Source organism: Pararoseomonas sp. SCSIO 73927 (genome assembly GCF_037040815.1).
Taxonomy (GTDB): Bacteria; Pseudomonadota; Alphaproteobacteria; order Acetobacterales; family Acetobacteraceae; genus Roseomonas.
The window spans coordinates 336,127-360,243 of the sequence record NZ_CP146232.1 but is presented as its reverse complement, the minus strand read 5'-3'; the positions used below and the strand labels follow the sequence as shown (position 1 = coordinate 360,243).

At 72.8% G+C, this 24,117-nt stretch carries 17 protein-coding genes; 10 read left to right on the top strand and 7 right to left on the bottom strand.

Annotated elements, in window-relative coordinates; genetic code table 11:
• Positions 1 to 10: 10 nt before the first annotated feature.
• The 3 genes from prsR to VQH23_RS01825 all read right to left on the bottom strand — a co-directional run bounded on the left by prsR (position 11) and on the right by VQH23_RS01825 (position 4,903).
• Positions 11 to 1,411 carry a PEP-CTERM-box response regulator transcription factor gene (prsR, locus tag VQH23_RS01835; RefSeq protein ID WP_338663909.1) on the bottom strand — a complete coding sequence of 467 codons (1,401 nt, stop codon included), beginning with the start codon at positions 1,409 to 1,411 and terminating at the stop codon, positions 11 to 13.
• Positions 1,408 to 3,501: an XrtA/PEP-CTERM system histidine kinase PrsK gene (prsK, locus tag VQH23_RS01830; protein WP_338663908.1), complete on the bottom strand. Its 2,094-nt coding sequence runs from the start codon at positions 3,499 to 3,501 to the stop codon at positions 1,408 to 1,410. The genes prsR and prsK overlap by 4 nt, the downstream gene beginning before the upstream one ends.
• A gap of 61 nt (positions 3,502 to 3,562) precedes the next feature.
• A complete protein-coding gene (locus tag VQH23_RS01825; RefSeq protein ID WP_338663907.1) occupies positions 3,563 to 4,903 on the bottom strand; it encodes a sugar transferase in 1,341 nt (446 codons plus the stop codon).
• A 323-nt stretch (positions 4,904 to 5,226) separates the two neighbouring features.
• Here VQH23_RS01825 and VQH23_RS01820 point away from each other — a divergent pair, with 323 nt between their 5' ends.
• The 9 genes from VQH23_RS01820 to xrtA are packed head-to-tail and all read left to right on the top strand — an operon-like array spanning position 5,227 to position 15,786.
• Positions 5,227 to 5,865, top strand: coding sequence for an XrtA/PEP-CTERM system exopolysaccharide export protein (locus tag VQH23_RS01820; protein WP_338663906.1), 639 nt, complete (start codon positions 5,227 to 5,229; stop codon positions 5,863 to 5,865).
• Between the two features lie 3 nt (positions 5,866 to 5,868).
• On the top strand, positions 5,869 to 7,389 hold the full coding sequence (locus tag VQH23_RS01815) for an XrtA system polysaccharide chain length determinant (protein WP_338663905.1): 1,521 nt from the start codon (positions 5,869 to 5,871) through the stop codon (positions 7,387 to 7,389).
• Positions 7,386 to 8,375 (top strand): hypothetical protein, encoded by a 990-nt coding sequence (locus tag VQH23_RS01810; RefSeq protein ID WP_338663904.1) that lies wholly within the window; start codon positions 7,386 to 7,388, stop codon positions 8,373 to 8,375. Before VQH23_RS01815 ends, VQH23_RS01810 begins: the two co-directional genes overlap by 4 nt.
• Positions 8,365 to 10,140: a TIGR03016 family PEP-CTERM system-associated outer membrane protein gene (locus VQH23_RS01805; protein ID WP_338663903.1), complete on the top strand. Its 1,776-nt coding sequence runs from the start codon at positions 8,365 to 8,367 to the stop codon at positions 10,138 to 10,140. Before VQH23_RS01810 ends, VQH23_RS01805 begins: the two co-directional genes overlap by 11 nt.
• A gap of 23 nt (positions 10,141 to 10,163) precedes the next feature.
• Positions 10,164 to 11,129, top strand: a complete 966-nt coding sequence (locus VQH23_RS01800; protein WP_338663902.1) for an AAA family ATPase — start codon at positions 10,164 to 10,166, stop codon at positions 11,127 to 11,129.
• On the top strand, positions 11,129 to 11,980 hold the full coding sequence (locus VQH23_RS01795) for an XrtA system polysaccharide deacetylase (RefSeq protein ID WP_338663901.1): 852 nt from the start codon (positions 11,129 to 11,131) through the stop codon (positions 11,978 to 11,980). Before VQH23_RS01800 ends, VQH23_RS01795 begins: the two co-directional genes overlap by 1 nt.
• 10 nt (positions 11,981 to 11,990) lie before the next feature.
• On the top strand, positions 11,991 to 13,025 hold the full coding sequence (locus VQH23_RS01790; RefSeq protein ID WP_338663900.1) for a FemAB family XrtA/PEP-CTERM system-associated protein: 1,035 nt from the start codon (positions 11,991 to 11,993) through the stop codon (positions 13,023 to 13,025).
• On the top strand, positions 13,022 to 14,281 hold the full coding sequence (locus VQH23_RS01785) for a TIGR03087 family PEP-CTERM/XrtA system glycosyltransferase (RefSeq protein WP_338663899.1): 1,260 nt from the start codon (positions 13,022 to 13,024) through the stop codon (positions 14,279 to 14,281). The genes VQH23_RS01790 and VQH23_RS01785 overlap by 4 nt, the downstream gene beginning before the upstream one ends.
• Positions 14,278 to 15,786, top strand: a complete 1,509-nt coding sequence (gene xrtA, locus VQH23_RS01780) for an exosortase A (protein WP_338663898.1) — start codon at positions 14,278 to 14,280, stop codon at positions 15,784 to 15,786. The genes VQH23_RS01785 and xrtA overlap by 4 nt, the downstream gene beginning before the upstream one ends.
• A gap of 283 nt (positions 15,787 to 16,069) precedes the next feature.
• Here xrtA and VQH23_RS01775 read toward each other — a convergent pair whose 3' ends face one another.
• Positions 16,070 to 16,645 carry a helix-turn-helix domain-containing protein gene (locus tag VQH23_RS01775; RefSeq protein ID WP_338663897.1) on the bottom strand — a complete coding sequence of 192 codons (576 nt, stop codon included), beginning with the start codon at positions 16,643 to 16,645 and terminating at the stop codon, positions 16,070 to 16,072.
• 987 nt (positions 16,646 to 17,632) lie between these two features.
• On the opposite strand from VQH23_RS01775, the gene VQH23_RS01770 reads away from it, so the two are divergent.
• Positions 17,633 to 19,954: a GAF domain-containing protein gene (locus VQH23_RS01770; protein ID WP_338663896.1), complete on the top strand. Its 2,322-nt coding sequence runs from the start codon at positions 17,633 to 17,635 to the stop codon at positions 19,952 to 19,954.
• Here the strand turns inward: VQH23_RS01770 and VQH23_RS26580 are convergent.
• The 3 genes from VQH23_RS26580 to VQH23_RS01760 all read right to left on the bottom strand — a co-directional run bounded on the left by VQH23_RS26580 (position 19,853) and on the right by VQH23_RS01760 (position 23,970).
• Positions 19,853 to 20,104, bottom strand: coding sequence for a pentapeptide repeat-containing protein (locus VQH23_RS26580; protein WP_408904270.1), 252 nt, complete (start codon positions 20,102 to 20,104; stop codon positions 19,853 to 19,855). The genes VQH23_RS01770 and VQH23_RS26580 overlap by 102 nt on opposite strands.
• 18 nt (positions 20,105 to 20,122) lie before the next feature.
• A complete protein-coding gene (locus tag VQH23_RS01765; RefSeq protein WP_338663895.1) occupies positions 20,123 to 23,170 on the bottom strand; it encodes a carbohydrate-binding domain-containing protein in 3,048 nt (1,015 codons plus the stop codon).
• Positions 23,171 to 23,727: 557 nt separating this feature from the next.
• A complete protein-coding gene (locus VQH23_RS01760; RefSeq protein WP_338663894.1) occupies positions 23,728 to 23,970 on the bottom strand; it encodes a hypothetical protein in 243 nt (80 codons plus the stop codon).
• Between the last annotated feature and the right edge of the window lie 147 nt (positions 23,971 to 24,117).

The following is a 24,117-nucleotide window of genomic DNA, read 5'->3' as shown; positions in this document are numbered from 1 at the left end:
GAACCTCGGCTCACTTCTCGTTGTCGGTGGACGAGGCGGACGGCTCGACGTAGTTGCGGCCGCCGCTCAGCCCGTGCGTCTCGAGCAGCGCGTAGATCGTGGGGCGGCTGACGCCGAGCAGGCGCGCCGTCATCGTCAGGCTGCCGCCGCTGCGCGCCAGCGCGCGCTCCAGCGCGGATCGCTCGGCGCGCAGCCGCGCGGCGCGGATGTCGAGATCCGCCTCCGGCGCCGGCTCCGGCTCGCTCAGCTCCAGGTCGGCGGCCGTCACCAGCTGCCCGTCCGCCATCAGGGCGCCGCGGCGCACGCGGTTGGACAGCTCCCGCACGTTCCCGGGCCAGGTATGGGACTGTATGGCCTGCGTCGCCGTGGGATCGAAGCCCCGGATGCGGCGGGAGAAGTCCCGCGCGTAGCGGGCCAGGAACCAGCGCGCGAGGAGCAGGGGATCGTCCCCGCGCTCCCGCAGCGGCGGCACGCGGATGGTGAGGGAGTTCAGCCGGTAGAGGAGGTCGGCGCGGAAGCGCCCCGTCTCGGTCTGCTCCTCCAGCGGCTGGTTCGTCGCGGACACCACGCGCACATCCACCCGGATCGGTGTGCGCCCGCCCACCCGCTCGATCACCTGGTCCTGCAGGAAGCGCAGCAGCTTCGCCTGGAGGGAGGCGGGCAGGTCGCCCACCTCGTCCAGGAACAGAGTGCCGTTGTTCGCCGCCTCGATCCGGCCGGTGACCTGCCGCACGGCGCCGGTGAAGGCGCCCCGCTCATGCCCGAACAGCTCGCTTTCCAGCAGCGCCTCCGGAATGGCGGCGCAGTTGATCGCCACGAACTTGCCCTTCGCGCGCGGCCCCATCTCGTGCAGGGCGCGGGCCAGGGCCTCCTTGCCGGTGCCGCTCTCGCCGAGCAACAGCACGGGGACGGAGACCTGGGCCAGGCGCTCCACCGTGCCGCAGATCTTCAGCATCGTCTCGTCGGCCGTGATGATGTCGCGCACCGGGCTCGCGCGCGGCATGGAGGCGAGGCGGAGGTTTTCCTCCTCCAGTTCCCGCAGGCGCAGCGCCCGGTCCACCACGGTGCGCAGCACCGCCAGGTCCACCGGCTTTTCGCAGAAATCATAGGCGCCGAGGGCGATGGCGCGCAGCATGTTCTCGCGCTGCCCCTGGCCGCTGCACACCACCACCGGCATGCCCGGCGCCAGGCGGCGAAGGACTTCCAGCGTGGCGAACCCCTCCGTCACGCCCTCCGGGTCCGGCGGCAGGCCGAGGTCGAGCAGCGTGGCGGAGGGCTGCTCCTTCTCCACCAGCGCCTTTGCCTGCGCCCGGTCCCCCGCGATCACCACGCGGCAGTCGGGGAAGGCCCAGCGGAACTGGGCCGCCAGGGCGACGTCGTCCTCGACGATCAGCAGCTTCGGCTTGCTCATGGGCACAGCTCCGCGCCCGCGCCCGCCAGTTCCCGCTTCGCCGCGGCCGTCACCGCAGCCGCCTGGGGCGCCGTGGCCGCCAGGGGCAGGCTCATGCGCATGGTCGTGCCGACCCCCGGCATACTCCGGGCCACGAGGTCGCCCCCGGCCCGCCGCAGCAGCTCCCGCGCCTGCCACGCGCCGATGCCGTTCCCGTCGGGCTTCGAAGAGGCGAGCGGGCGGAACAGCACATCGCGCAGGAATGCCGCCGACATCCCCGTGCCCCGGTCAACGATATCCACCAGAATTATCTCCCCCTCACGCCGCAACCGGACGGCCACCTCCCTCCCCGGGGGAGATGCCTCCACGGCGTTGTCCAGCAGGTGGGTCACGGCGGCATCGAAGGCCTCCGCCGACATGGCCACCTGCACCTCCTCCATGTCGTCCGCCTCCAGCAGGACCGGCCCGGGCCGGGCGGCCAGCAGGCGCCGCAGCCGATCCACCGGCCGGATGAGCGCGGCGGAGGGCGCGCGGCCCTCATCCGGGGCGCGCAGCCGCGCGATCAGCGCGCCGATCCGCGCGGCGGAGGACCGGACCGTGAGCAGCATGTCGCGCTGGAACTCCGGGTCCGCGATGTTGGCCTCCGCATTGGCGAGCAGCAGGTTCAGCTGCGTCGCCACCGTCTTCACGTCGTGCGCCACGAAGGCGAAGCGGCCGGCATAGGCCTGGATCCGCTCCGCATCCGCGGCGCGCTGGGCGGCGCGCCGCTCCGCCAGGAACATCGCGACCTCGCGCCCGAGGGCGCGCAGCAGGTCGAAGGTCTCGCCATCCGGCACGAAGGGGGCCCGCGGCGGCGAGAGCAGCACGACCCCGAGCAGCCCCTCGCGGTGATGGGTCAGCGGCACGGCGAGCCAGATCGGGCCGTAGAGGGAGCGCAACTCCTGGAACTCTCCCGCGCCTGGCCGGGCCACCCAGGCGCCGTCCCGCAGCGCCAGGGCGAGGGCGTGGCCGGCCGGCAGCGCGAGCGGCGCGGAGGGACCGTTCCACGACCCGGCCCAGCACAGCGCCGGCGCGCCGGACGGCGGCTCGCCGGGGTCGCGCAGCAGCAGGACGCCCGCGGGGCTGTCGGCCGGGTCCGCCACCGCCCGGATCGCCCGGATCTCGGCCGAGGCCTCCGCGTCCGGCGCGGAGAGGGTGGCGACGCAGCGCAGCCATTCCCGCCGGTAGTCGTAGCGGTCGCGGAAGAAGTGGTCCACGACGAGGCGCCGCAGCCGGGAACGGACGGAGCGCGCGCTGACCGCCACCGCGAGCGTCATTACCGCGCCGGCGAGGAGCCCCACCTGCGCCGCGCGCGCCCAGGGGCCGCCGAGCCTGTGCAGCGCCTCCCCCACGATGCCGGCGCCCAGCAGGAAGGTGCCGGCGGTCAGCAGGGTGGCGCCGTGGAACACCAGCTGCCGCGACACGGGCGGCTCGTGCGAGGTCCTGCGGTCCCGCACCGCGGCGATGGCGAGGAGCGGCACCGCCAGCACCGTCAGCACGGCGCGGGAGTCGATCAGCACGTCCGAGAAGGCGCCGGACAGCGCCGCGTCCGCGTAGAGCACGAGATCGAAGGCGGCCAGCCCGCCGAGCGCGATGCAGGGCAGCACCACGTGCCACCGCGCCTCCTCCGGCGCATTGCGGTAGAGGTTCTCCGCCACCAGCACGACGAGGAGGGCCAGCGCCGGGCGGGCGAGGGTGAGGGCGGTGCCGTAGCCCTGCGGCGAGGCCGCCCCGGGCAGGAGCGACGCCAGGGCAAGGGCCGTGACGCCGAGGCCGAGCGCCCCGAGGCCGCGCAGGAGCGCCGCGCCGCCGGGTGCCGCCAGGCGCCGGCAGAGCAGCAGCAGCACCGCGAGCCATGTCGCGCCCCGCGCCACCTCCGCGAGGCCCGCGATGCCGTTGAGCGGGTTCTCCGGCATCGCCGCGACCGCCGCCGCCCAGAGCGCGGCCACCGCGCCCGCCACCGCCGGCGGCCGCGCCGCAGCGCCGCGCCCGACGAGGAGGACGAGCACCGTCCAGGCGGCGCTGATGGCGGCGCAGCCCGCGTAGAGCGTGACGGAGGCGGTGCCGCTCATGCCGCGCCTCCGGCCCCGATCCCGGCCGCGATCCTCGCGCCTGTCTTGGCTCGTAGGGCGCTCAACGCGCGCCCTCCTGGAACAGCACGACGCGCACGGTGGAGACGAGGATGATGAGGTCGAGGAAGAGGCTGCGCCGGTTCACGTAGTAGAGGTCGTAGGCGAGCTTCATCCGCGCGTCCTCGACCGAGGCGCCGTAGGGGTAGTTCACCTGCGCCCATCCCGTGATGCCGGGCTTCACCAGGGCGCGGTCGTCGTAGTGGGGGATCACGCGGCCGAGCTGCTCGACGAAGCCCGGGCGCTCCGGCCGCGGCCCCACGATCGCCATGTCGCCGCGCAGCACGTTGAGGAGCTGCGGCAACTCGTCGATCCGGGTGAGGCGCATGAACCGGCCGAGCCGCGTGACGCGCGGGTCGTTGCGCGTGGCCCAGCGCGGCGCGCCGCCGACCTCGGCATCCACGACCATGCTGCGGAACTTGTAGAGCGTGAAGTGCTGCCCGCGCAGCCCGACCCGGACCTGCCGGTAGAAAATGGGTCCCGGGCTGTCCAGCCGCACGAGCGCCGCCGCCGTCAGCCAGACTGGGAGCGTGGCGAGGAGGATGGCCGTTGCGGCGACAATGTCGAGGACGCGGTGCAGGAAGGCCCCGAAGCGGGAGGACTGGGCGCCGCGCGCCGTGTGCAGCCAGTTCGCCGGCAGGCGCTCGGGCACCACGCGGTTCAGCCGGCACTCGTCCAGCTCGTCCGGCGTGAGCACCCGCAGGCCGGCCTCGCGGAATCGCTCGCGCGTCGCCTCGGTCAGGGATGCGGGCTCCGCGACCACAGCCCAGATCCGCTGCGCCCTCAGCCACTCGGTGGTGAGGGCGCCGTCGGAGACCGATTCGATGGGCATGAAGACCGGGACGAGGAAGTCGCGCACGGCCTCCGCCTCCCGCCCTCCGGTCAGGTTGGCCGGCGCGTCGCGGAGGATGAGCAGGCGCCGCGTGAGCAGGCCGCAGCGCGACGCGGTGCTGCAGCCCAGGCGGGCCACGGCGACGCCGAGCACGCAGCCCAGCAGCACCGCCCCCACCATGTTCCAGGAGAAAGGATCCCGCGCGGGGGTGAGGAGCTGGAGCCCCAGCCAGGTGAGGATGAGCAGCAGGAGGGTGGCGACGAAGCCGCCCGCGACGAGCCGCCGGGAGCGCGAGAGCACCTCCGGCCTGTAAAGCCCGCTGGCACCCACCACGATGCCGCAGCAGAGCGCCACCGCCACCGCCACGAGCCCGGCATCCCGGGCGTTGAAGGCCGCATCCGGGGCCACACCGAAGACGGCGAACGCATAAACGGCCAGGAATACAGCGCCGGTTTCCGCGAGATACAGAACCAGCAGATCCGAACGGACGTCATGCCCGAACAGGCTCGTCATCAGGCCGCTCCCGGATTGGGGGTTTCCGGAGGCAGGATTTACCATCGGTGACCACAGGCAGGAAGATTTTATAACATCCATCTACTTTGATCGGTGATCGACAAACCATTAAAAACACTGGATTTATTTCATGAAATTCAGCAATTCGGCAGAGAAATTTACAATTCCGGGCAGGTTTTCGTTCTGATCAATTTCGATGTTGTAAAAAACTTATTGAAGGCGGGTTGGGCGATGATAACGTCCTTACAGCCGGGACCGGGACGTAATCCGCCCCGGAAACCGGATCCGTGCCGCACCGCAGCGGAACGACAGCAGGAGCCCCCATGCCCCGCATCGGATATTCCCCTTTCCTGCTGATGGCCGGAATGGGCCTGGCCGGGCTGGGCCTGGCCGGCTGTGCCGGGGGGGCGGGCGCCCCGCGCGACCTCGCCCCCGCCTCGTCGGAACCCGCGCCCGAGTACGTGCTCGGCCCGGGGGACACGCTCTCGATCTTCGTCTACCGCTCGCCGGAGCTGAGCGCGCCCGATCTGCCGATCCGGCCGGACGGCCGCCTCTCCCTGCCGCTGATCCCGGACATCGAGGCGGCGGGGCGGACGCCCTCGGAACTGGGCAAGCAGATCGAGGAGAGGCTGAAGACCTACGTCCGCGAGCCGACGGTGACGGTGATGGTCCGCTCCTTCCTGGGCCCGTCCGACCGCCAGATCCGCGTGATCGGGGAGGCCGCGCAGCCCATGGCGATGCCCTACCGCGAGGGCATGACCGTGCTCGACGTCATGATCGGCGCGCGGGGGCTGACCCGCTACGCGGCCGGCAACCGCGCCGAGATCATCCGGCGCGAGCCCGGCGGCCGCCCCAGGGCCATCCCCGTCCGTCTCTCGGACCTGCTGCGGGACGGCGACGTCTCCCAGGACGCGGCGATGCGACCGGGCGACACGCTCGTCATCCCGCAGGGCTGGTTCTGAGCCGTGCAGGCCACAGCCTTCCTCCGCCGCCACGCCAGCGCCGGCTGGCGGCACCGATGGGTCGCCATGGGCGTCGCCTGGCTCGTCTGCCTCGGCGGCTGGGCCGGGATCCACACCCTGCCCAGCCAGTATGAATCCAGCGCGCGGCTCTACGCCGACGCCGACGCCATCCTCGGCATGCTGCTGCGCGGAATCGCGATCGACGGCACGCCGGCCGGGCAGGTGGAGGTGCTGCAGCGCACGCTGCTGAGCCGCCCGAACCTGGAGAAGGTGATCGTCCGCACGGGCCTCGACGCGCGGGCGCCCGACACCGCCTCCCGCGACGCGCTGATCCAGCGGCTGGCGAAGGACATCCGCATCACCACGCAGACCCGCAACCTCTTCACCATCGACTACCGCGACAGCAACGCCCGCGCGGCGCGCGACGTGGTGCAGACCACGCTGAACCTCTTCATGGAGGCCGCGACGACGACCGACCGGCAGCAGATGGAGAGCGCGCGGACCTTCGTGGCGCAGCAGATCGCCTCCTACGAGCTGCAGCTCCGCCAGGCCGAGCGGCGCAAGGCCGAGTTCCAGGCGCGCTACATCGACCTGCTGCCGTCCGACGCCAATGGCGGCGTCTCCCGGCTGGAGGCGGCGCGGGCCCGGCTGCAGCAGGTGCAGGGCGAGCTGCAGGACGCCCGCACGCGGCGCGACCTAACGCAGCAGCAGATCGACGCCACGCCCGCCCAGCTCGTCACGGAGACGGGCGGCGGCGGGGGAGGGGGCGGCGACGGGCGCGTGGCGGAGGCCGAGCGCAACCTGCGCGAGCTTCGCCTGCGCTACACCGACCAGCACCCGGACGTTCTGTCGGCGCGGCGCGCCATCGCGGACCTGCGCGCGAACGGCGGTGGCGGCGGCGCGCCGCGCGCGGCGGCCGCCCCGCAGCGCGTCGCCCGCTCCAACCCGCTCATGGAGCAGCTCCGCGTGCGGCTGGTGGACGTGCACGCGCAGATCGCCTCGCTCGAGCGGCAGGAGAAGGCCGGCCGAGCGGAGGTGGAGCGGCTGGACGCGGTGGCCCGCAGCGAGCCGGAGGTGCAGGCGCAGTACCTGAACCTCGACCGCGACTACACCGTGCTGCGCAAGAACTACGAGGAACTGCTGGCGCGGCGCGAATCGATCCAGATCGCCGGCGCCGCCCGCACGAACTCCGACCGCGTGCGGCTGGAGGTGGTGGATCCGCCCACCCTGCCGGCCGCGCCCGTGGCGCCCAACCGCCTGCTCCTCGCGGCCGGGGTGCTGGTGGCCGGGCTGGGGGCGGGGCTGCTGGTGGCCGTGGGCCTCACCCGGCTGGACCGCACCTTCTACACGGTCCACGACCTGCGCGGCCTCGGCCTGCCCGTCCTCGGCGCGCTCTCCGCCCCTGCGGCGCCGCGCCGCCTTCTTCCCGCCTTCGCCTTCGCCGGGGTCTTCGCCCTGCTGCTGGCGGGCTTCGGCGCAATCCTCGGCGGCGTGCCGGGTCAGGTCATGAGGATGCTGGCATGAGCCCCGCTGTCACCGCGCGCACCCACCTGATCGAGCGCGCAGCGGAGCTGCTCGGCGAGCCCGGCGGGCCGCAGGACTGGCGCCCCGTGCGCCCCGAGGCCGCCCCGGCACCCGCGCCCGCGGCGCCGGCCTCCGCGCAGGATGCCCCCGTCCAGGCTCCTGACCAGGTCGTTGGAAAGGCGCTTGGAAAGGCTCCTGCGAAGGATGGCTCAACGACCGGCACCGCCGCGCCGCCGGCCCCGATCGGGCTGGAGGCGCTCCGGGCGGCCGGCCTCGTCGTCGGCGGGGACGGCCCGGCGCGCAGCCGCGTGGTCGAGGAGATCGCGGTCGTCCAGCACCAGATGCTGCGGACCGTGCAGGAGGGGCCGCGCGCCGGCACCTCCCAGGGCCGCATCGTGGTGGTGACCAGCGCGCTGCCCGGCGAGGGCAAGACCTTCGCCGCGCTGAACCTTGCCGCCGCGGCGGCCGGGGGCGCGGCCGGCGTGGTGCTGGTGGACGTGGACGGGCGCGAGGGCGGGTGCGGCGGCGCGCTCGGCGTCGCCGGGCGGCCCGGCCTGCGCCAGCTCGCCTCCGATCCTTCGCTCCGCCCGAACGGCCTGCCACTGCGCACGGCGATCCCGCGCCTGACCTTCCTTCCCTACGGGGGCTCCGTTGAGGGCGACGCGGCGGGGGGGCGGCGGGATCCGCCCCCGGGCGCCGCGATGGCCTCCGCCATCCTCCGCCTGGCCGCCGCCCTGCCGCAGCACGTCATCGTGCTGGACACGCCGCCCAGCCTCTCGACGAGCGAGGCGAGCACCCTCGCCTCCATCGCGGGCCAGGTGGTGCTGGTGGTGGACGCGGAGCGGACGCAGCGCAACGAGGTGGAGGCCGCGCTGGACATGCTGGAGGCCTGCCCGGTGCTGCAGCTCCTGCTGAATCGCGCCCGCTTCTCCGCCAACGACACCTTCGGCGCCCACGGCGACTACGGTGCGCCCGATGCCGGGTGAGGCGGTCGGGTTTGAGGCGGAGGGGCGACTCCCCGCCCGTCGCCGGCACGCCGCCGGCGCCCTCCTCGCCCTTGGCGTCCCGCTCTTCGCCTCTCCGGCGCTGGCCGAGCCTTCCCTGAGCGCCCTGGAGCTGCGCCCCGCGGCGCCGTCGCAGTCGCCGTCGTTGTCATCAGGCACGGGGGTGCCGGATGCTGGCGCCGGCCTCGTCTCCTCCGGCCCCTTCGTCCTGCCACCGGCGGCGGATACCGGCCGGGTCCGCCTGGACGCGCCGGACTTTCCCTACGGCGCCGTCGCGCCCCCGCCCGGCGAGCCCGGGCGCGGCTGGGCCGTCACGCCCAGCCTCGGCGTGCAGTTCCTCTACACCGACAACCTCGACCAGAGCCGCAGGGACAAGCGGGACGACTTCGTCACCAGCATCATCCCCGGCCTTCTCCTCTCCGTGGACACGGACCGGATCCGCGGCCTCATCAACTACGCGCCGAGCATCCAGTTCCACACCGCGGAGGGCGAGCGGAACCGCGTGGACCAGCGCTTCAACGGGCAGGCGCTGATCACGGTGGTGCCGGACCAGGTCTTCCTGGACCTGCGCGGATCGGGCGCGACCCAGGCCGCGAGCGGCGGCTACGCCGGGCAGGGCAACGCCGTGGTGGGGCGCAACAACCGGGTCCAGACGAACACCGTCCAGGTCTCTCCCTACTTCGTGCAGCGCTTCGGCGGGCTGGGGACCGTGCAGGTCGGCTACGCCTTCCAGGCGGTGCAGCAGGACCTCGGCGGCAGCGGCTTCGGCGGCGGTTCCTCCGGCGGCGCCTTTACGCCGGGCGGCCAGCGCTACTTCGCCGACCAGGACTTCACCGCGCACGAGTTCTACGCGGTGGGCCGCACGGGCGAGAACTTCGGCCGGCTGGCCTTCGAGACCCGCCTGGCCTCCACCAGCTACGACGGCACGGGCGTGTTGGACGGCGCCTACAAGCGGATCGCCTCCGTGCAGGCGCGCTACGCCATCACCCACTCCATCCTCGCGCTCGTGGAAGGTGGATACGAGGGGCAGCGCTACGGAGGCGTCCCCGGCATCCACATCAGCGAGCCGGTCTGGGCCTTCGGCGGGCGCGTGAACTTCTCGCCCGAGAGCTGGATCACCGTGAAGTACGGCCGGCGCGACGGCTTCAACTCCGCAACGGTGGACGCGGTGATCGGGCTCGGCGTCCGCACGCAGCTCTTCGCCAACTACTCGGAGCGGCTGACGACGGGCGCGCAGCGCGCGGTGGACCTCCTCTCCACCACCACGCTGGACGAGTACGGCAACCCCGTGGATTCGGCGACCGGCGCCCCCACCGCGCAGCCCTTCTCGGACTCCCTCCTCGGCGTGCAGAGCAGCCTGTTCCGCATCCGCCGCGCCGCCCTCTCCGTCAGCCAGTCCTGGCCGCGGGACCGGATCACGCTCACCGTCTCGCACGAGGAGCGCCAGCCCGTCTCGGTGCAGGCCGGGACCACCGCCTTCTCCCAGCGCGGCACCTCCGCCAGCCTCTCCTGGTCGCACGAGCTGACGCCCGCGACCACCGCCATCGGCAACGTCCAGTACGGCCGGTTCACCTCCCCGGGCGCCGGCAACGGCGACGTGGTCAGCGCCAGCGTCACGCTGGCGACCCAGCTGCGGCCCGGCCTCAGCGCCTTCGCGCAGTACGCGATCACGAGCCGCGGCGACGAGGACGCCTCCGGGCGGGCGCTGCAGAACGTTGTGCTCGTCGGCCTGCGCCAAACCTTCTGAGGGGCCCTTCCGAGGGACACGCAATGCACATCAACCGCTACGGCTTCCGCGAACAGCCTTTCCAGATGACGCCGGACGCGCGGCTCTTCTTCGCCAGCTCCGTTCACAGCCGCGCCTACGCCCACCTCACCTACGGGCTGGCGCAGCGGGAGGGCTTCGTCGTCGTCACCGGGGAGGTCGGCGCGGGCAAGACCACCCTCGTCGAGCGGCTCTGCGCCACGCTGGACCCGGAGGGCTTCGCCGTCGCGCGCATCGCCACCACCCAGGTCTCGGGCGACGACGTGGTGCGGCTCGTCGCCGACGCCTTCGGCGCGCCGTCCGACGGCAGCAAGGCGCGGGTGCTGCTCGGGATCGCCGCCACCCTGCGTGACGCGACCAGGCGCCACCTGCTGATCGTGGACGAGGCGCAGGGCCTGCCGCTGCAGGCGCTGGAGGAGCTGCGGATGCTCTCCAACGTCACGGATGGCGGCCACCCCCTGCAGACGGTGCTGCTGGGCCAGCCGCAGCTGCGCCGCATGCTCGCCAGCCCCGACCTCGACCAGCTCCGCCAGCGCGTCCTCGCCTCCTACCACCTCGGCGGCCTCTCTCGGGAGGAGACGCACGCCTATGTGGAGCACCGCTTGCGCGCGGTCGGCTGGGATGGCTGCCCGAGCTGGGAGGAGCCGGCGCTGGACCTGGTGCACCGCTACAGCGGCGGCATCCCCCGCCGGATCAACCGCCTCTGCTCCCGCGTGCTTCTCGCCGGCGCGCTGGAGGGAACGGACGAGCTGACCGGCCCGATGGTGGAGGCGACGGCGCTGGAGCTGGAGGACGACCTCAGCGGCGGCGCGCCGGAGCACGGCGGCCACGATGGCGCCTCCGGCAGCGCCGACAGGCTGGACCGCCTGGCCGACCGGATCGAGACGCTGGAGCGCCTGATGGCTCGGCGCGAGCGGATCTTCGACCGGATGTCCGAGCTGTTCGTCGATGGCGGCCGGGCGCGCCGGTGATGCTCTCTCTCACCAACGCCATGAGCGTGGACGTGGAGGACTGGTTCCAGGTCCAGGCCTTCGCCGGGGTGATCCCGCGGAGCGAGTGGGACGCGCTGGCGCCCCGCGTCGTCGACAGCACGGACCGCGTGCTGGACCGCTTCGCCCGCGCCGGAGTGCGCGCGACCTTCTTCACCCTGGGATGGGTGGCGGAGCGCCAGCCCGCGCTGATCCGCCGCATCGTCGCCGCCGGGCACGAGCTGGCGAGCCACGGCTTCGGCCATGAGCGGGTGTACGAGATCGGCGCGGAGGCCTTTCGCGCCGACATCCGCCGCGCCCGTCAGGTGCTGGAGGACGCGGGGGGCACGGCCGTGACCGGCTATCGCGCGCCCACTTTCTCCATCGGCCCCGCCAGCACGCCCTGGGCGCACCGCATCCTGGCGGAGGAGGGGCACCGCTACAGCTCCTCCGTGTTCCCCGTGCGCCACGACCTCTACGGCGCGCCGGACGCGCCGCGCGGGCCGCACCGGCCCTTTCCGGACGGCGTGGTGGAACTGCCGATGACCACCCTGCGCGCCCTGGGCCGCAACCTGCCCTGCGCAGGCGGCGGCTGGTTCCGCTTGCTGCCATATCCTGTGTTCCGCGCCGGGCTGCGGCGGGTGAACGCGGCGGAGCGGCGCCCGGGCATCTTCTACTTCCACCCCTGGGAGGTGGATCCGGGCCAGCCCCGGGTCCTCAGCGCCCCGCCGCTCTCGCGTTTCCGCCACTACAGCCGGCTCTCCTCCATGGCGCCGCGGGTGGACCGGCTGCTGCGGGACTTCGCCTGGGACCGGATCGATCGCGTCCACGCCGCCGAAATCGGCACGGCTTAGGGAGGGCATCATGGCCGTTCGCATCCGCCCGCTCGAGGACGCCGCCAGCGGCGCCTGGGACCGCTTCGTCCAGGCCACGCCGGACGCCACCTTCTTCCACCTCGCCGCCTGGCGGCGCGTGATCGCGGAGGCCTTCGGCCACGCCACGCACTACGCCTATGCCGAGCAGGACGGCGCCGTGGTCGGCGTGCTGCCGCTGGCGCGCATCCGCACGCGTCTCTTCGGCGACGCGCTCGTCTCCACGCCCTTCTGCGTCTATGGCGGCCCCGTCTCCTCCACGCCGGAGGCCGCGGCGGCGCTGGAGGATCACGCGCACGACCTGATGCGCCGCACCGGCGTGCCCTGCCTGGAGTTCCGCCGCCTCGGCGCGCCCGACCTCGGCTGGCAGGAGCGGCCGCCGCTCTACTACACCTTCCGCAAGCCCATCACGGGTGACGCGGAGGCCGACATGAAGGCCATCCCGCGCAAGCAGCGCGCCGTGGTGCGCAAGGGGCTGGGGAATGGCCTGGCCACGGTGGTGAACGGCGACACGAACATGCTGCACCGCGTTTACGCCGAGAGCGTGCGGAACCTCGGCAGCCCCGTCTTCTCCCGCCACTACTTCCGGCTGCTCGGCACTGCCTTCCCCGGCATGTCGGACGTGCTGACGGTGCTGCACGAGGACCGCCCCGTGGCCTCCGTGCTGAGCTTCCACTTCCGCGACGAGGTGCTGCCCTACTACGGCGGCGGCACGCGCGCCGCGCGCGCCCTGGCCGCCAACGACGTGATGTACTGGGAGGTGATGCGGCGCGCGGGGGCAGAGCGCGGCGCGCGCGTCTTTGACTTCGGCCGCAGCAAGTCCGGCACGGGCGCCTTCGACTTCAAGAAGAACTGGGGCTTCGCGCCGCAGCCGCTGCACTACTGCTACCGGCTGCGGGAGGGCGCGCGCCTGCCGGACAACAACCCGACCAACCCGCGCTACAGGCTGATGATTGCCGCCTGGCGCCGCCTGCCCCTGCCGGTGGCGAACCTGCTGGGGCCGCCCATCGTGCGGGGGCTGGGATGACCGCGATGCGCCCGCGCCTCCTCTTCCTCTGCCACCGCATCCCCTACCCGCCGGACAAGGGCGACAAGATCCGCGCCTGGCACATGCTGGAGCACCTGTCGCGAAGCTGGACCGTGGATCTCGGCTGCCTCGTGGACGATCCGGCCGACCTGAAGCACCTGCCGGCGCTGCGCGGGGTGTGCGACAGGGTGGAGTGCCACCCGACCGGCGGGCGCGCCGCCGCCGCGGCCCGCGCGCTGACGCGGGTGCGCCCGGGGCTGCCGCTCACCCTCGGCTGGTTCCACGCGCCGGCCCTGCACGCCTGGGTGGAGGCTGGGCTCGCGGCCCGGCGCTACGAGGCGGCCTTCGTCTACTCCTCCTCCATGGCGCCCTACGTCATGGGCCCCGGCCTTCCGCCGCTGCGGCGCGTGCTGGACCTGGTGGACGTCGATTCCGCCAAGTGGGCCGCCTACGCGGAGGGCGCCGCGCCGCCGATGCGCCAGGTCTGGGCGCGCGAGGCCCGCACCCTCCTCAGCTTCGAGCGCCGCGCGGCGGCCGTCTTCGACCGCACGCTCCTCGTCTCGCGCGAGGAGCGGGACCACTTCGCCGCCCTCGCGCCCGAGAGCGCGGGGCGGCTGGACTGGGTGGATAACGGCGTGGACCTGTCGCGCTTCGACCCCGCGCTGCCCTACGCCAACCCCTATCGCGACGCGGCGCCGCCGATCGTCTTCACCGGCACCATGGACTACCGCCCGAACGTGGAGGCGGTGTGCTGGTTCGCGGCGGAGGTGATGCCGCTGCTGCGCGCCGCCCCAGGCCCTGCGGCAGGCTCCGCACCGGAGTTCCACGTCGTCGGCGCCAATCCCGCCCCGGCGGTGCGCGCGCTGGCCGCGCTGCCGGGCGTGCACGTCACGGGCGCGGTGCCGGACACCCGCCCCTACATCGCCCACGCCGCCGCGGCGGTCGCGCCGCTGCGCATCGCGCGCGGCATCCAGAACAAGGTGCTGGAGGCCATGGCCCTGGCCCGCCCCGTCATCGCCTCTCCCCAGGCCTTCGAGGGCGTGCGCGCCGCTGCCGGCCGGGACATCCTCGTCGCCGATGGTGCTTCCGCCACGGCGGCCGCCATCGCCGTCGCCCTGGGCGGCCAGATCCCTGGCATGGGCGCTGCCGCCCGCGCCGCGGTCGCCCGTGGGCACGATTGGTCGGCCACCCTGCGGCGGCTGGACGCGCTGCTGTCGCCGCAGCCGCCCTCCTACGAAATGCAGGCCGCCGAATGAGCACGACCCGCACGGCGCCGCCCGGCGCGCTGGCCGGCGCCCTCCCGCAGGGGTGGGGGCCGGCCCTTCTCGTGCTTCTGGCCTCCTTCGCCGCGCTCGGCGTCCTCTTCGCGACGGAGGCGGCGACGGCGGTCGAGACCTGGGACCGCTCCACCGCCTACAACCACTGCTGGCTCGTCCTCCCCATCGCTGCCTGGCTCGCCTGGCAGCGCCGCGCCCGCCTCGCCGGCCTGGTCCCGGAGCCGACGGCCCTCTTCGCGATCCCCGCCCTCGGCGCCGCCCTGGCCTGGCTGGCGGCGGAGCGGCTGGGGATCATGGAGGGGCGCCAGCTCGCCGCCCTCGCCCTGGCGGTGCTGGCGGCGCTCTCCGTGCTGGGATGGCGCATCGGGCTGGCGATGGCGGCCCCGCTCGCCTACCTCGTCTTCCTCGTGCCCTTCGGCGCCTTCGCCGTGCCCGCCCTGCAGCGGGTGACGGCCTGGATGATCGTGGCGGGGCTGCAGCTCCTCGGCATCACGCACTACGCCGACGACCTGATCATCGAGATCCCCTCCGGCACCTTCCTCGTCGCCGAGGCCTGCGCCGGGCTGCGCTTCGCCATCGCGTCCCTCGCCTTCGGCGCGCTCTATGCTCTGGTGATGTTCCGCAGCCCTGGCCGGCGGCTCCTCGTGCTCGTCCTGGCGATCGTCGTGCCGATCCTGGCGAACGGGCTCCGGGCGCTCGGCATCGTGGTGCTCGGCCATCACCTCGGCAGCGCGGAGGCGGCGGCGGCGGACCACCTGATCTACGGCTGGGTGTTCTTCAGCGCCGTCCTCCTCGCGCTCGTGCTCCTGGGCCTGCCCTTCCGGCAGGACACGGCGCGGCCGGAGCCGGCCCCGCAACGGATCCGGACGGGCGAGACCGCCGGCCCCCCGCGCGCCGCCATCCTCCTCGGCGTGGCCGCCCTGCAGCTGGCCGTCGCCGGTGCGGCGCCGGCCCTCGTGGCCGGGCTGGGGCCGGAGGAGGGGGGGCGGCCGGTCGCGGTGCCCGCAGCGCTGACCGCGCCCGAGGGCTGCTCCGGGCTGCCCTCGGGCGAGCTGGCCTGCCAGGGCCTCGTCCTCTCCGCCCGGCTCCTGGTCTTCTCGCCCCGCGTCACCTGGTCGGCCGTCACGGCCGAGGGCAACCGGGTGGCCGGCGAGGACGACGAGGCGCTGACCTTCTCCGTCCGGGCCGGTGACGCGACCTGGCGCGGGCGGCAGTCGCCGGACGGCACACGCCTGGTGGCCGTGGCCGCCTGGCTTCACGGCGTGCCCGCGGGCGGCGGCTTCCGCAGCCGGGCGGAGCAGGGCTGGAACAGCCTGGGCGGCGGGAGCAGGCCGGTGCTGGCGGTGGTCACGGTGCGGGACCAGGGTCGAGGCCCGAGGGACACGGCGTCGCGCCTGCGCGATCGCACACTGCTCCGGCAGGTGCTGGAAGGGCAGGGCGGCGGCCTTGCGGCACGGGCGGCGGAACTCTCCCGCGAGCCCTGAGCGTCCGTCCCGGATTGATGCCTGGTCGGTGGCGGAACTTGTGGCCGGGCCCTGGCGCGCCTGGAAGGGCTGAGTCCGGCAGCTTAGAGCTTAGAGCTTAGAGCTTAGAGCTTAGAGCTTAGAGCCTTGAGGCCTAGCGGGGTCCTCCGTCTCCGCACGGCGTCCAGCGCCGCCGATCGGAATTGGATCGGCAAGCCGGGCGACGCTGCGGAGGCGGGGAAAACCCGTCGTGGCGCCCCGCAGGAATGCCGGTGCAGGCACCGGGGGCGCAGGACGGGAACGCTCAGTCCGTCTGGCTGGACCCGTCGTGGCGGCCGTACTGCGCGGCCATCATCCTGGCCACCGCGACCAGGGCGCTGCGGTGCCTCGGATCGGTGATCGTGCTGAAAGCCTGGATCAGCTCCACGATGTCATCGCCGGAGCCGGCCTGGAAGGCGGGCGGAGGCGGGGCGGGAACGGCCCGGGTGGACCCGGCGGCGATCAGCACGTCCGGCCGGATGTCCAGCGCGTTGGCGATGGCGATCAGCCGGCTGGCCGCGATCCGGGTGGTTCCCGTCTCGTAGCGGTGAAGCTGGGCCCCGGTGACGCCCACCATCCGCGCCAGCTCCTTCTGGGTCCGCCCCTGCGCCCGGCGAAGCTCGCGGATTTCGCGCCCCACGGCCGAATCCGACGATGTCGGGGAGCGCTGGTTCCCGCTCGACAGGTCGCGATGCCGCTGCATATCGAGGCTCTGGGACAGCTTGCCCGCACGGTCCTCCTGCTCCGCGATCCTGGCAATGATCGCGGCACCAGACGGCGTCGGCAGCTCTACGACGTTGCGCGACGATGTTTCGGTCGTGTGGATCGGACTTGTGTCCATCGTTGAACCCTCCTCTTCACGTGCTACTCAGACTCGCCGTCACTTCGGCGCATTGCGGACTTGCAGGAAACAACCGCAGAGACCGTTGGCAAAGAAACTTTGTACCCCGGTTTGCGAATTCACGTCGGCCTTCACCTCAGGTTCGGGAACGTAACGGGACCGCTTTGTGGCCTGAGGGGTTGAAGTTAATGGATATTCATACTGCTCACGCACTTTCACTATGGGGCAAGTAGATCAGCGCCGATCAGGGGGGGCAGGGGACTCTAGGTCGGCAGCATTTCTCTTCTGAGATTTCCTTTAAAATTGAGAAAACACGTCAGGATATGGAAATACGCACCGGCAGTTTCTCTCCGAGAAGCGCCTGCAACCGACCTGTCATTCACGGAGATGTGAGATTGCGCTTGCGAAAAATCCTCTGCTTTTATTAACCTGTAAGACAAAGGCGCGCGCTCGTCTTACCCGGGACCAAGAAATGACAGGCGGAACCGCCTCTGCTTTCGCTCGGTGCCAACCCCGGCGGCATACCCGCCGCAGGCCGCGTTCCCCGTGAACAACAGTCAGGGGCGTCATGCCGCAGAGGTGAGGCTAGGCGTCGGGGGAAACACGAGAGACGAGCGGCAGAGCGCTCCGCCTCTCCGTTGGCTGACGGGGGTTCCCCTGCGCAAACAGCCCGGCAAAGCAAGCGCGGCGGGGCCTGCGGCGCGTGCCGAGAGGGGCGGGCGCGTCCCCGGCGAAGAGCTCGCGCCGATATCGGGTCCGCTTCCCGGGAAGATCGGGGGCGCCGCCCTAGAAGTCGGAAACCCCCCAGGGGCTAACCGGTTTCAGACCCGAGATTTTTCCTGTGTTTGAAACGATTCCAACGCATGATGATGCCGAGTACCGAGGAAACACCTGTGCACGCCGATCTCCGTCCACTGGCCGGCTCCTCTGCCGGCCCGCAAGTCCCGGCCTGCGCGCTGTCGGGGTGCGCCGTTCCGGATGTTTAAGATGCCGCAGGACGAGGGGCGCGACGACTCGCCCGAGACCCCTGGCCGGGGTGTGATCAACGTTCGAATCGAGGTCCTGACTCCCCAGCAGGCGGGCGATCTCCTGGCCAGGCGCCGCGCGGGCGCCCGGCTGAACGCCTCGGCGATCGACATGTACCGGCTCGCGATGCTCGACGGCCGCTGGATCTTCAACGGCGCCACCATCATCGTCTCCCGGTCCGGCGTGCTGCTGGATGGCGTCCAGCGAATCGCGGCCTGTGTCTCGGCCGGCGTCCCGCTCACGACCGTGCTCGCCCGCGGGGTCGACGAGGAGGTGCTCCCCACCATCGACCAGCGCCGCCGGCGCCAGTTTGCTGCCGTTCTGGCCGCGCACGGGGTGCCGAATGCCCGCGCGCAGGCGGCCCTGACCGAGCGGCTGATCCGCTACGACGAGGGCACGCTCCTCGCCGGGCCGGAGGCGACGCCGGACTGGGGCCGCATGGAGAGCGCGCTGCGCGCCAATCCCGGGATCGAGGCGGCGGTGGCGGCGAGCCTCGCCACGGCCCACTCGCCGCTGCCCGAGCCTGTCCGCTCTGCCATCCTCTACATGGGGCGGGAGGTGGACTGGTCCCTGACCATGCGGCTGCTCGAGGCCCTGCGCCAGCCCGATCGCTTCGATTCCAGCGAGCCCGGGGTTGTCCTCCGGGCCGAGATCGACCGCCTGCAGGGAGACCCGGCCGCCCGGCCGGACCGCGTGAGGCTGCTGGCGCTCTCGATCAAGGCGCTGAACGCCCTGCTGCGGCACGAGAGACCGCGCCGGATCGTGTGGCACGGCGACTCCGGCCCGGCGCCGGAGGAGTTCCCGCGCCTCCAGGGCTATCCCGGCCTGGCCCCGGCCGGCGCCGGGCCTTCGCTGGCCCGCCCCGCCGAGGCCTCTCCCGTTCCGGAAGGGGTCACCCTGGGCGTCGAGGTCATCACGCCCGGCGAGGCCGCCCGCGACCTCCGGGCGGGCGGCCCGGGCTCCACCCCCTCGCGCAACAGCGTCGACGCCATCACCCGCGACATCGCGACCGGCCGGTGGAAGCTGAACGCCCAGCCCATCTGCTTCTCGGGCACCGGGCGGCTGCTGGACGGGCACCACCGGCTTATGGCCGTGGTCGCCGCGAACACCCCGATTCCCGTCCTCGTCGTGCGCGGCCTGTCCGACGTGGCGGCCGGCACCTACGACCGCCACACCCCGCGCAGCTCCGCGGTGCGCCACCCTCTCGGCTCCTTCGGGGATGCGGCCCTCGCCGCCGCCATGGCCAATCTCCTCTGGCGCCGCGAGCACCGGAACCCGACCGTGCGGGCGAAGAAGGCGACGCCCGCGGAGGTCCAGCAGATCCTGGAGGAGCACCCGCGGCTTCTCGCCTTGCGCGGCTTCGGCCGGCGCATGATCGATTTCGGCCGGGCTTCCGTCATGGGCTACGCCGCCTACGTCATCGAGCGGGAACACCCGGCGAAGGCCGCCTTCTTCCTCCGGGCAATCGAGACCGGCGCGAACCTGGCGGAGGGCCATCCCGTCCTCGCGCTGCGCGACCAGATGCAGCGGCTGCGCCGCGAGCAGGCCACCCAGGACGAGCAGTTCGAGGCCTTCATGGAGGGCTGGCAGCGCTTCAAGGCCTATCAGCCGGAGGATGCCGCCCCTGAGCAGCCCCTCGCCGCGCTGCGGCCCGAGCGGCCGGCCCAGCGCGGCGGCCCCGCGGTGGCGGGGGCTTTCCCGAGGCCGGCCGATCTCCCGGCCTCCGTGCCCGGCCCGCCGCGGGCCGCCCCCGCGAACGCGCCGCCCGATCCCGGCCGCGCCCTGCGCCAGCAATCCCTGCTGGCCAGCTTCAGCCGCTTCGCCCTGCGCAGCGGGCAGCTCCCGGCCGTCCTGCAGGAGGCCGCGCGCCTCGCCGCCGAGGGGAGCGGAGCTCCTCTCTCTCGCATCCTGCGCTACGAGGCACGGACCGGCACGCTGCTGCTGATCGAGAGCGCGGGCTGGAAGGCCGAGGGCGGAGCGCAGGTCCACATCCCGCTCGATTCGCGCTTCCCGGCCGGCCAGGCCTTCATCGGGGGGCGCTCCGTCCTCCATCCCCGTCCGGGCGGCGAGGGGCGCGCGGCCCTGCCTTCCTTCTTGCTGGACCAGGGCGTGCGGCGAGGCGTGGACGTGGTGATCCCCGGCAGGGTCTCGCCTTTCGGCGTGCTGGGCGTCGACGACACGTCAACCGGGTACTTCACGGCGGGGGACATCGCCTTCCTCGAGGCGCTGGCGGGGGTTCTCGGGCTCTCGATCGAGGCGGCTCGCGAGGTCCCCAGGCGGTAGGGCCGGGCGCCGCCAGCCCCGGCCCTCCTCGGCTCCGATCGGATAGGGCCGGGCATGACGAAGCCGGGCATGACGAAGCCGGGCATGACAAAGCCGGGCACGATGAAGCCGGGCGCCCGGGAGGTTGGTCCCGCGCGCCCGGCCTTTCACCCCGGAACCGAGGAAGCGCTACCCCAGCCAGATGTCGTCGGAGTGCGGGAACTCCGGCACACCCGGCTGCACCGGGCTATCGACATGGGCGGCAGCGGCGACATCGGCCATTTCGCTCGTGTCGAAGTGGAAGACCGCGTCCCCCTTCTGCTTGAGCGCGGCCTGCTCCCCGAGGTCCACGCCGTTCACCACCACCGAGTCCACGTAGAGGTTGCGATCCGTCGCCGCCGTGCCGCCCCAGCCGTCGTTGCGGAAACGGACCGTCAGCACGTGCCCGCCGGCGGAGAGATCGGCGTCGATCTCGACCGTCTCGCTCGCCCCGGCGCCGTGCTCCGCCGTCGCTTCCCGGCCCGTGATCACCTTCCTGCCGTCGAGCAGCACGTCGTAACGCGCATGGCCGCGCCAGGTGTCCCCGGAGATGCCGATCCGGATGCTGTCCAGCGGGTCGGCGCTGTCAGGGGGCGGAGCCGTCCCGCCATCCCCGCCAGGGTTCTGGCCGGGGGCTCCGCCCAGGCCATGGCCGGAGACCTCGAAGGTCAGTTGGCCGTTCTGGTTCAGCGCACCGCTCTGCCCGGTCGAGACGCCGCCGAGCCGGATGTCCTCGACGTGCAGGTTGCGATCCGTGTCGGCCGAGCCGCCCCAGAGGTCGTTGGAGAAGTCCACCAGGACCGTGTGCGCGCGCGCCGCATCCACGGTGCCGAGCGCGATCGCGATCCCGCCCGAGGCGTGGGGCGCGGAGACCTCGCCGCTGAACACCAAATCCCCGTCCAGGACGACCCTCGCGAAGGGGTTCCCCTTCCAGCTCTCCCCGCCCAGGACGATCGAGAGAGGAAGCTCCCCTGTCGCCTCTTCGGGCGGGGGCGGGGGCAGGGGCGCGGGATCGGCAGGCGGTGCCGGATCGGCAGGCGGCGCCGGATTGGCGGGATCTGCCGGATCAGCGGGAGGCACCGGCTCCGTGGGGGCCGGACCAGCAGGTGGCGCCGGCTCCGTGGGTGCCGGTTCCGTGGGTGCCGGTTCCGTGGGTGCCGGTTCCGTGGGTGCTGGGTCGGCAGGCGTGGCCGGATCCGCCGGCTGCGGCACCACGGGCGGGATCGTCGTCTCGTCGCTCCCCGGCGCCTCCAGCGAGTAGGTGGGGTCGCGCCGGAAGTCGGTGGCGCCCGTGAAGGGCGGGTTGTCCGCCACCAGTGCCCGGTAAGCCTTCGCCGCCTCCGCGGATCCCAGCACGTCCGCCAGGCCGGCCAGGGTGGCGAGGGCGAGCTGCGGGTAGTCGCCCTGGCTCTGCGTCCAGCCGTCGCCGTTGGACCAGTTGTTGGCCGCCGTGCGCGCGCCGATCTCCGCCCAGGTCTTGTAGGGCGTGCCCGTCACCGGATCGCCGATGGCGATGAGGTAGGCGGCGCCGTCATGCTCGGGGAAGCCCTGCGCCTCGTGGGTGAAGCGCCCGATCAGGAAGTTGGAGGCCCACTCCAGGTAGGTCCGCGCGTCGGCGTTGCCCTGCCGGGCCGCGGCGATCGCGGTGGAGGCGAAGTAGTCCTGCTGCCACGGCGGCAGGGCGCCCTCGGCGCCGTAGACACCGGGCAGGTAGCCATGGGCCTCGCCCTGCTCGGCGGTCCAGGCAGGGATCTGCTCGACGATCCAGGACCAGTTCGCCTTCGACACCTCGGTGAAGTAGGCCTTCGCCTCGCTCCCGTCGGGGCTCGCCAGGGCCGCCTTGTCGATCTGGCGCAGCGCCCAGGCCGCGCCGCGGACCTGGTTCTCCTGCACCACCAGCCCCTCGCCGTTCTCGCGCACCAGCGGCCACTGGCCGGCGATGTTCCAGGCTGCCTGGGCCTGGAGGTTGTCGAGCATCCAGCGCTCGCCCGTCAGTAGGTAGGGCACGTAGGACAGGTCGGGCTGGTGCGCGGGATCCAGCGTCCAGCCGGTCTCCGCGTCGCCCGGCTGGGTCAGGGTGCCGGAGGTCGGGTCGCCCGGCCGCCCGGTGCCGCCGCGCGAATCCGTCCAGAGGTTGGGATAGTCCCTGACGCTGAGCCAGCCCTTGTTGGCGGCGTCCCACAGGTTCCAGGGCACGGCCGCCGCCGCCTCGGCCTGCTCCATGGCGAAGCTCGCCGCGCGCATGTCCTGCGAGATGAGCCAGGCGGTGTTGCCCGCCGTGGTGAAGCCGATGTCGCCGCGGCCGCCAGTGCCCGGCATGTACTGGGTCACGCCGGCCGTCGCGAGAGGGGCGTCGACCTCCGGCGCCTGGGCGGCGGCGGCGTAGGCGTCGAGCAGCGCGGAATCCACGCCGTTGGCGAGGTTGTACTCGGCGACCGCGCCCGTCTCGCCGAGGTGCCCGATGTCGTGGCGGATGTTGAGCCAGCCCTCCGACGGATCGCCGAGGCCCTGGCCGCCATCGGTGCCGTTGGAGGAGAAGCTGCGGTGCCAGTTCTGGTACTGGCCCTGGTTCACCTGCTCCTGCGCGACGGTCCGGCCGTCCATCGTCACGCTCACGCCGTAGGATACGCGCCCGCCGGCGGCGCCCATGGCGCCGTCATTGTTGAACCCCGCATCGACGGAGAAGCCGCCGCCCTGATACGCCGTCACGTCGAAGACCAGGCGTTGGGACCCCTCCAGCGGGATCTCCACCCGGGCCTGGGTCGCCAGCGGGCCGCTCTGCCAGAAGGAGGCGCTGCCATCGGCCAGCGCGGTGCGCAGCGCGGCCAGCACGTCGATGCTCTGCGCCGCGCCGCCGGAGGGCGTGAGCGCCACGGAGAAGCTGTGGCCCGCCAGCGCGGAGGACAGGTCGATCGGCGCCCCGGCCCCGCCGGCGGAGCTGGTGTGGAGCACGGCCTCGGCACTCGCCCCGGCCTGCAGCTCGGGGCGGAGGGCCGAGAGCACGGCCATCTTCACCGAGCCGTCCTCGTAGGTCGTCTTGACGTCGAGCTGAACCGCGGACCTCGAGCCGTTCATCGTCGCGAACAGCCCCGTGCCGGCCGGCACTTCGCCTTTGGCGAAGACCTGTCCGAAGGTGGCGACGCCGGCCTTCAGCCTGTCCTGTCCGGCATTCTCGTAAGAAACACTGACGAGCTTCATCAGTATTTTCTCCTCATTCTGTAAAGAACCTGCCCGGCGTCAGAAAATTCGACAGCGAACCAGATTTGAGGTCCACCTGCGTCAAGATTTTTTACACTGTCTACTACCGCAGGTTGATTTGAGTTACTATGATGCTCGTCTATTTTCATCAAGATCATTTTTCGTGAAAATTCCTTGCAAGACCGTCATCAGTTTTCCCTGCCATACGTTATGAAGTCGGAAGGTCTTTACGGGTGCCCGGAGCATTTTCGGTGGCGCCAGTGCCCCGAAGCGCGCCGCGGTACTGGTGCGATGGTGGCGGTGGAAGCAGCCTGCGCTCCGTGCGCGCGGCGTTCGCGGGTCAGGCCGGGGCGCAGGGACTTGGACCGTGGCGGAGGGCGGCTGCCAGGCTGCGGCGCGCCCGGAAGGCTGTCGCCCCGGTGAAGGCACCAGGTCGGGGCCGGACGGCGCGGGCGCGGGGACCACGCCCGGCTTCCTCGCATTACGGAGCGGCACTGGGACGGGACGCCACGGGAGAGGCCAGGGAAGGCTGCCCCCGGCCCTTCCTCACCCGCCGTTCAGGCCGTGTCGCCGGGGCGGTTGCGGCGCACGGGATCGGGGCCGGGCAGCCCGGCGGGGCGGTGCGCTGGTGAGGCGCGCCCCTCCGCCGTGACGGGCAGGACCGGTGGGCCGTCGGAGAGCGCGGAGGGACGGATGCGGGCCGGGACCTCGCGGGAGGCCGCCTGGGTGCCCCCGGCCCCGGGCATGGCGATTGCGGCGCCGACGAGCGGCGCCATCCTGAGCGAGTGCATGACGAACATCCCCCTTGGCTCCTGCGAGCCGGGGAGGGAACGGCAAGCCCTGTGCCAGGGAGACGATCCCTTTCGGATCAGGTGTTTGGAACGCCCCCGCGGTCCCCTCACGCAGGGGGCGTAAGGCATCGCGACAGCCGGGGCGGCGCGGCCGCG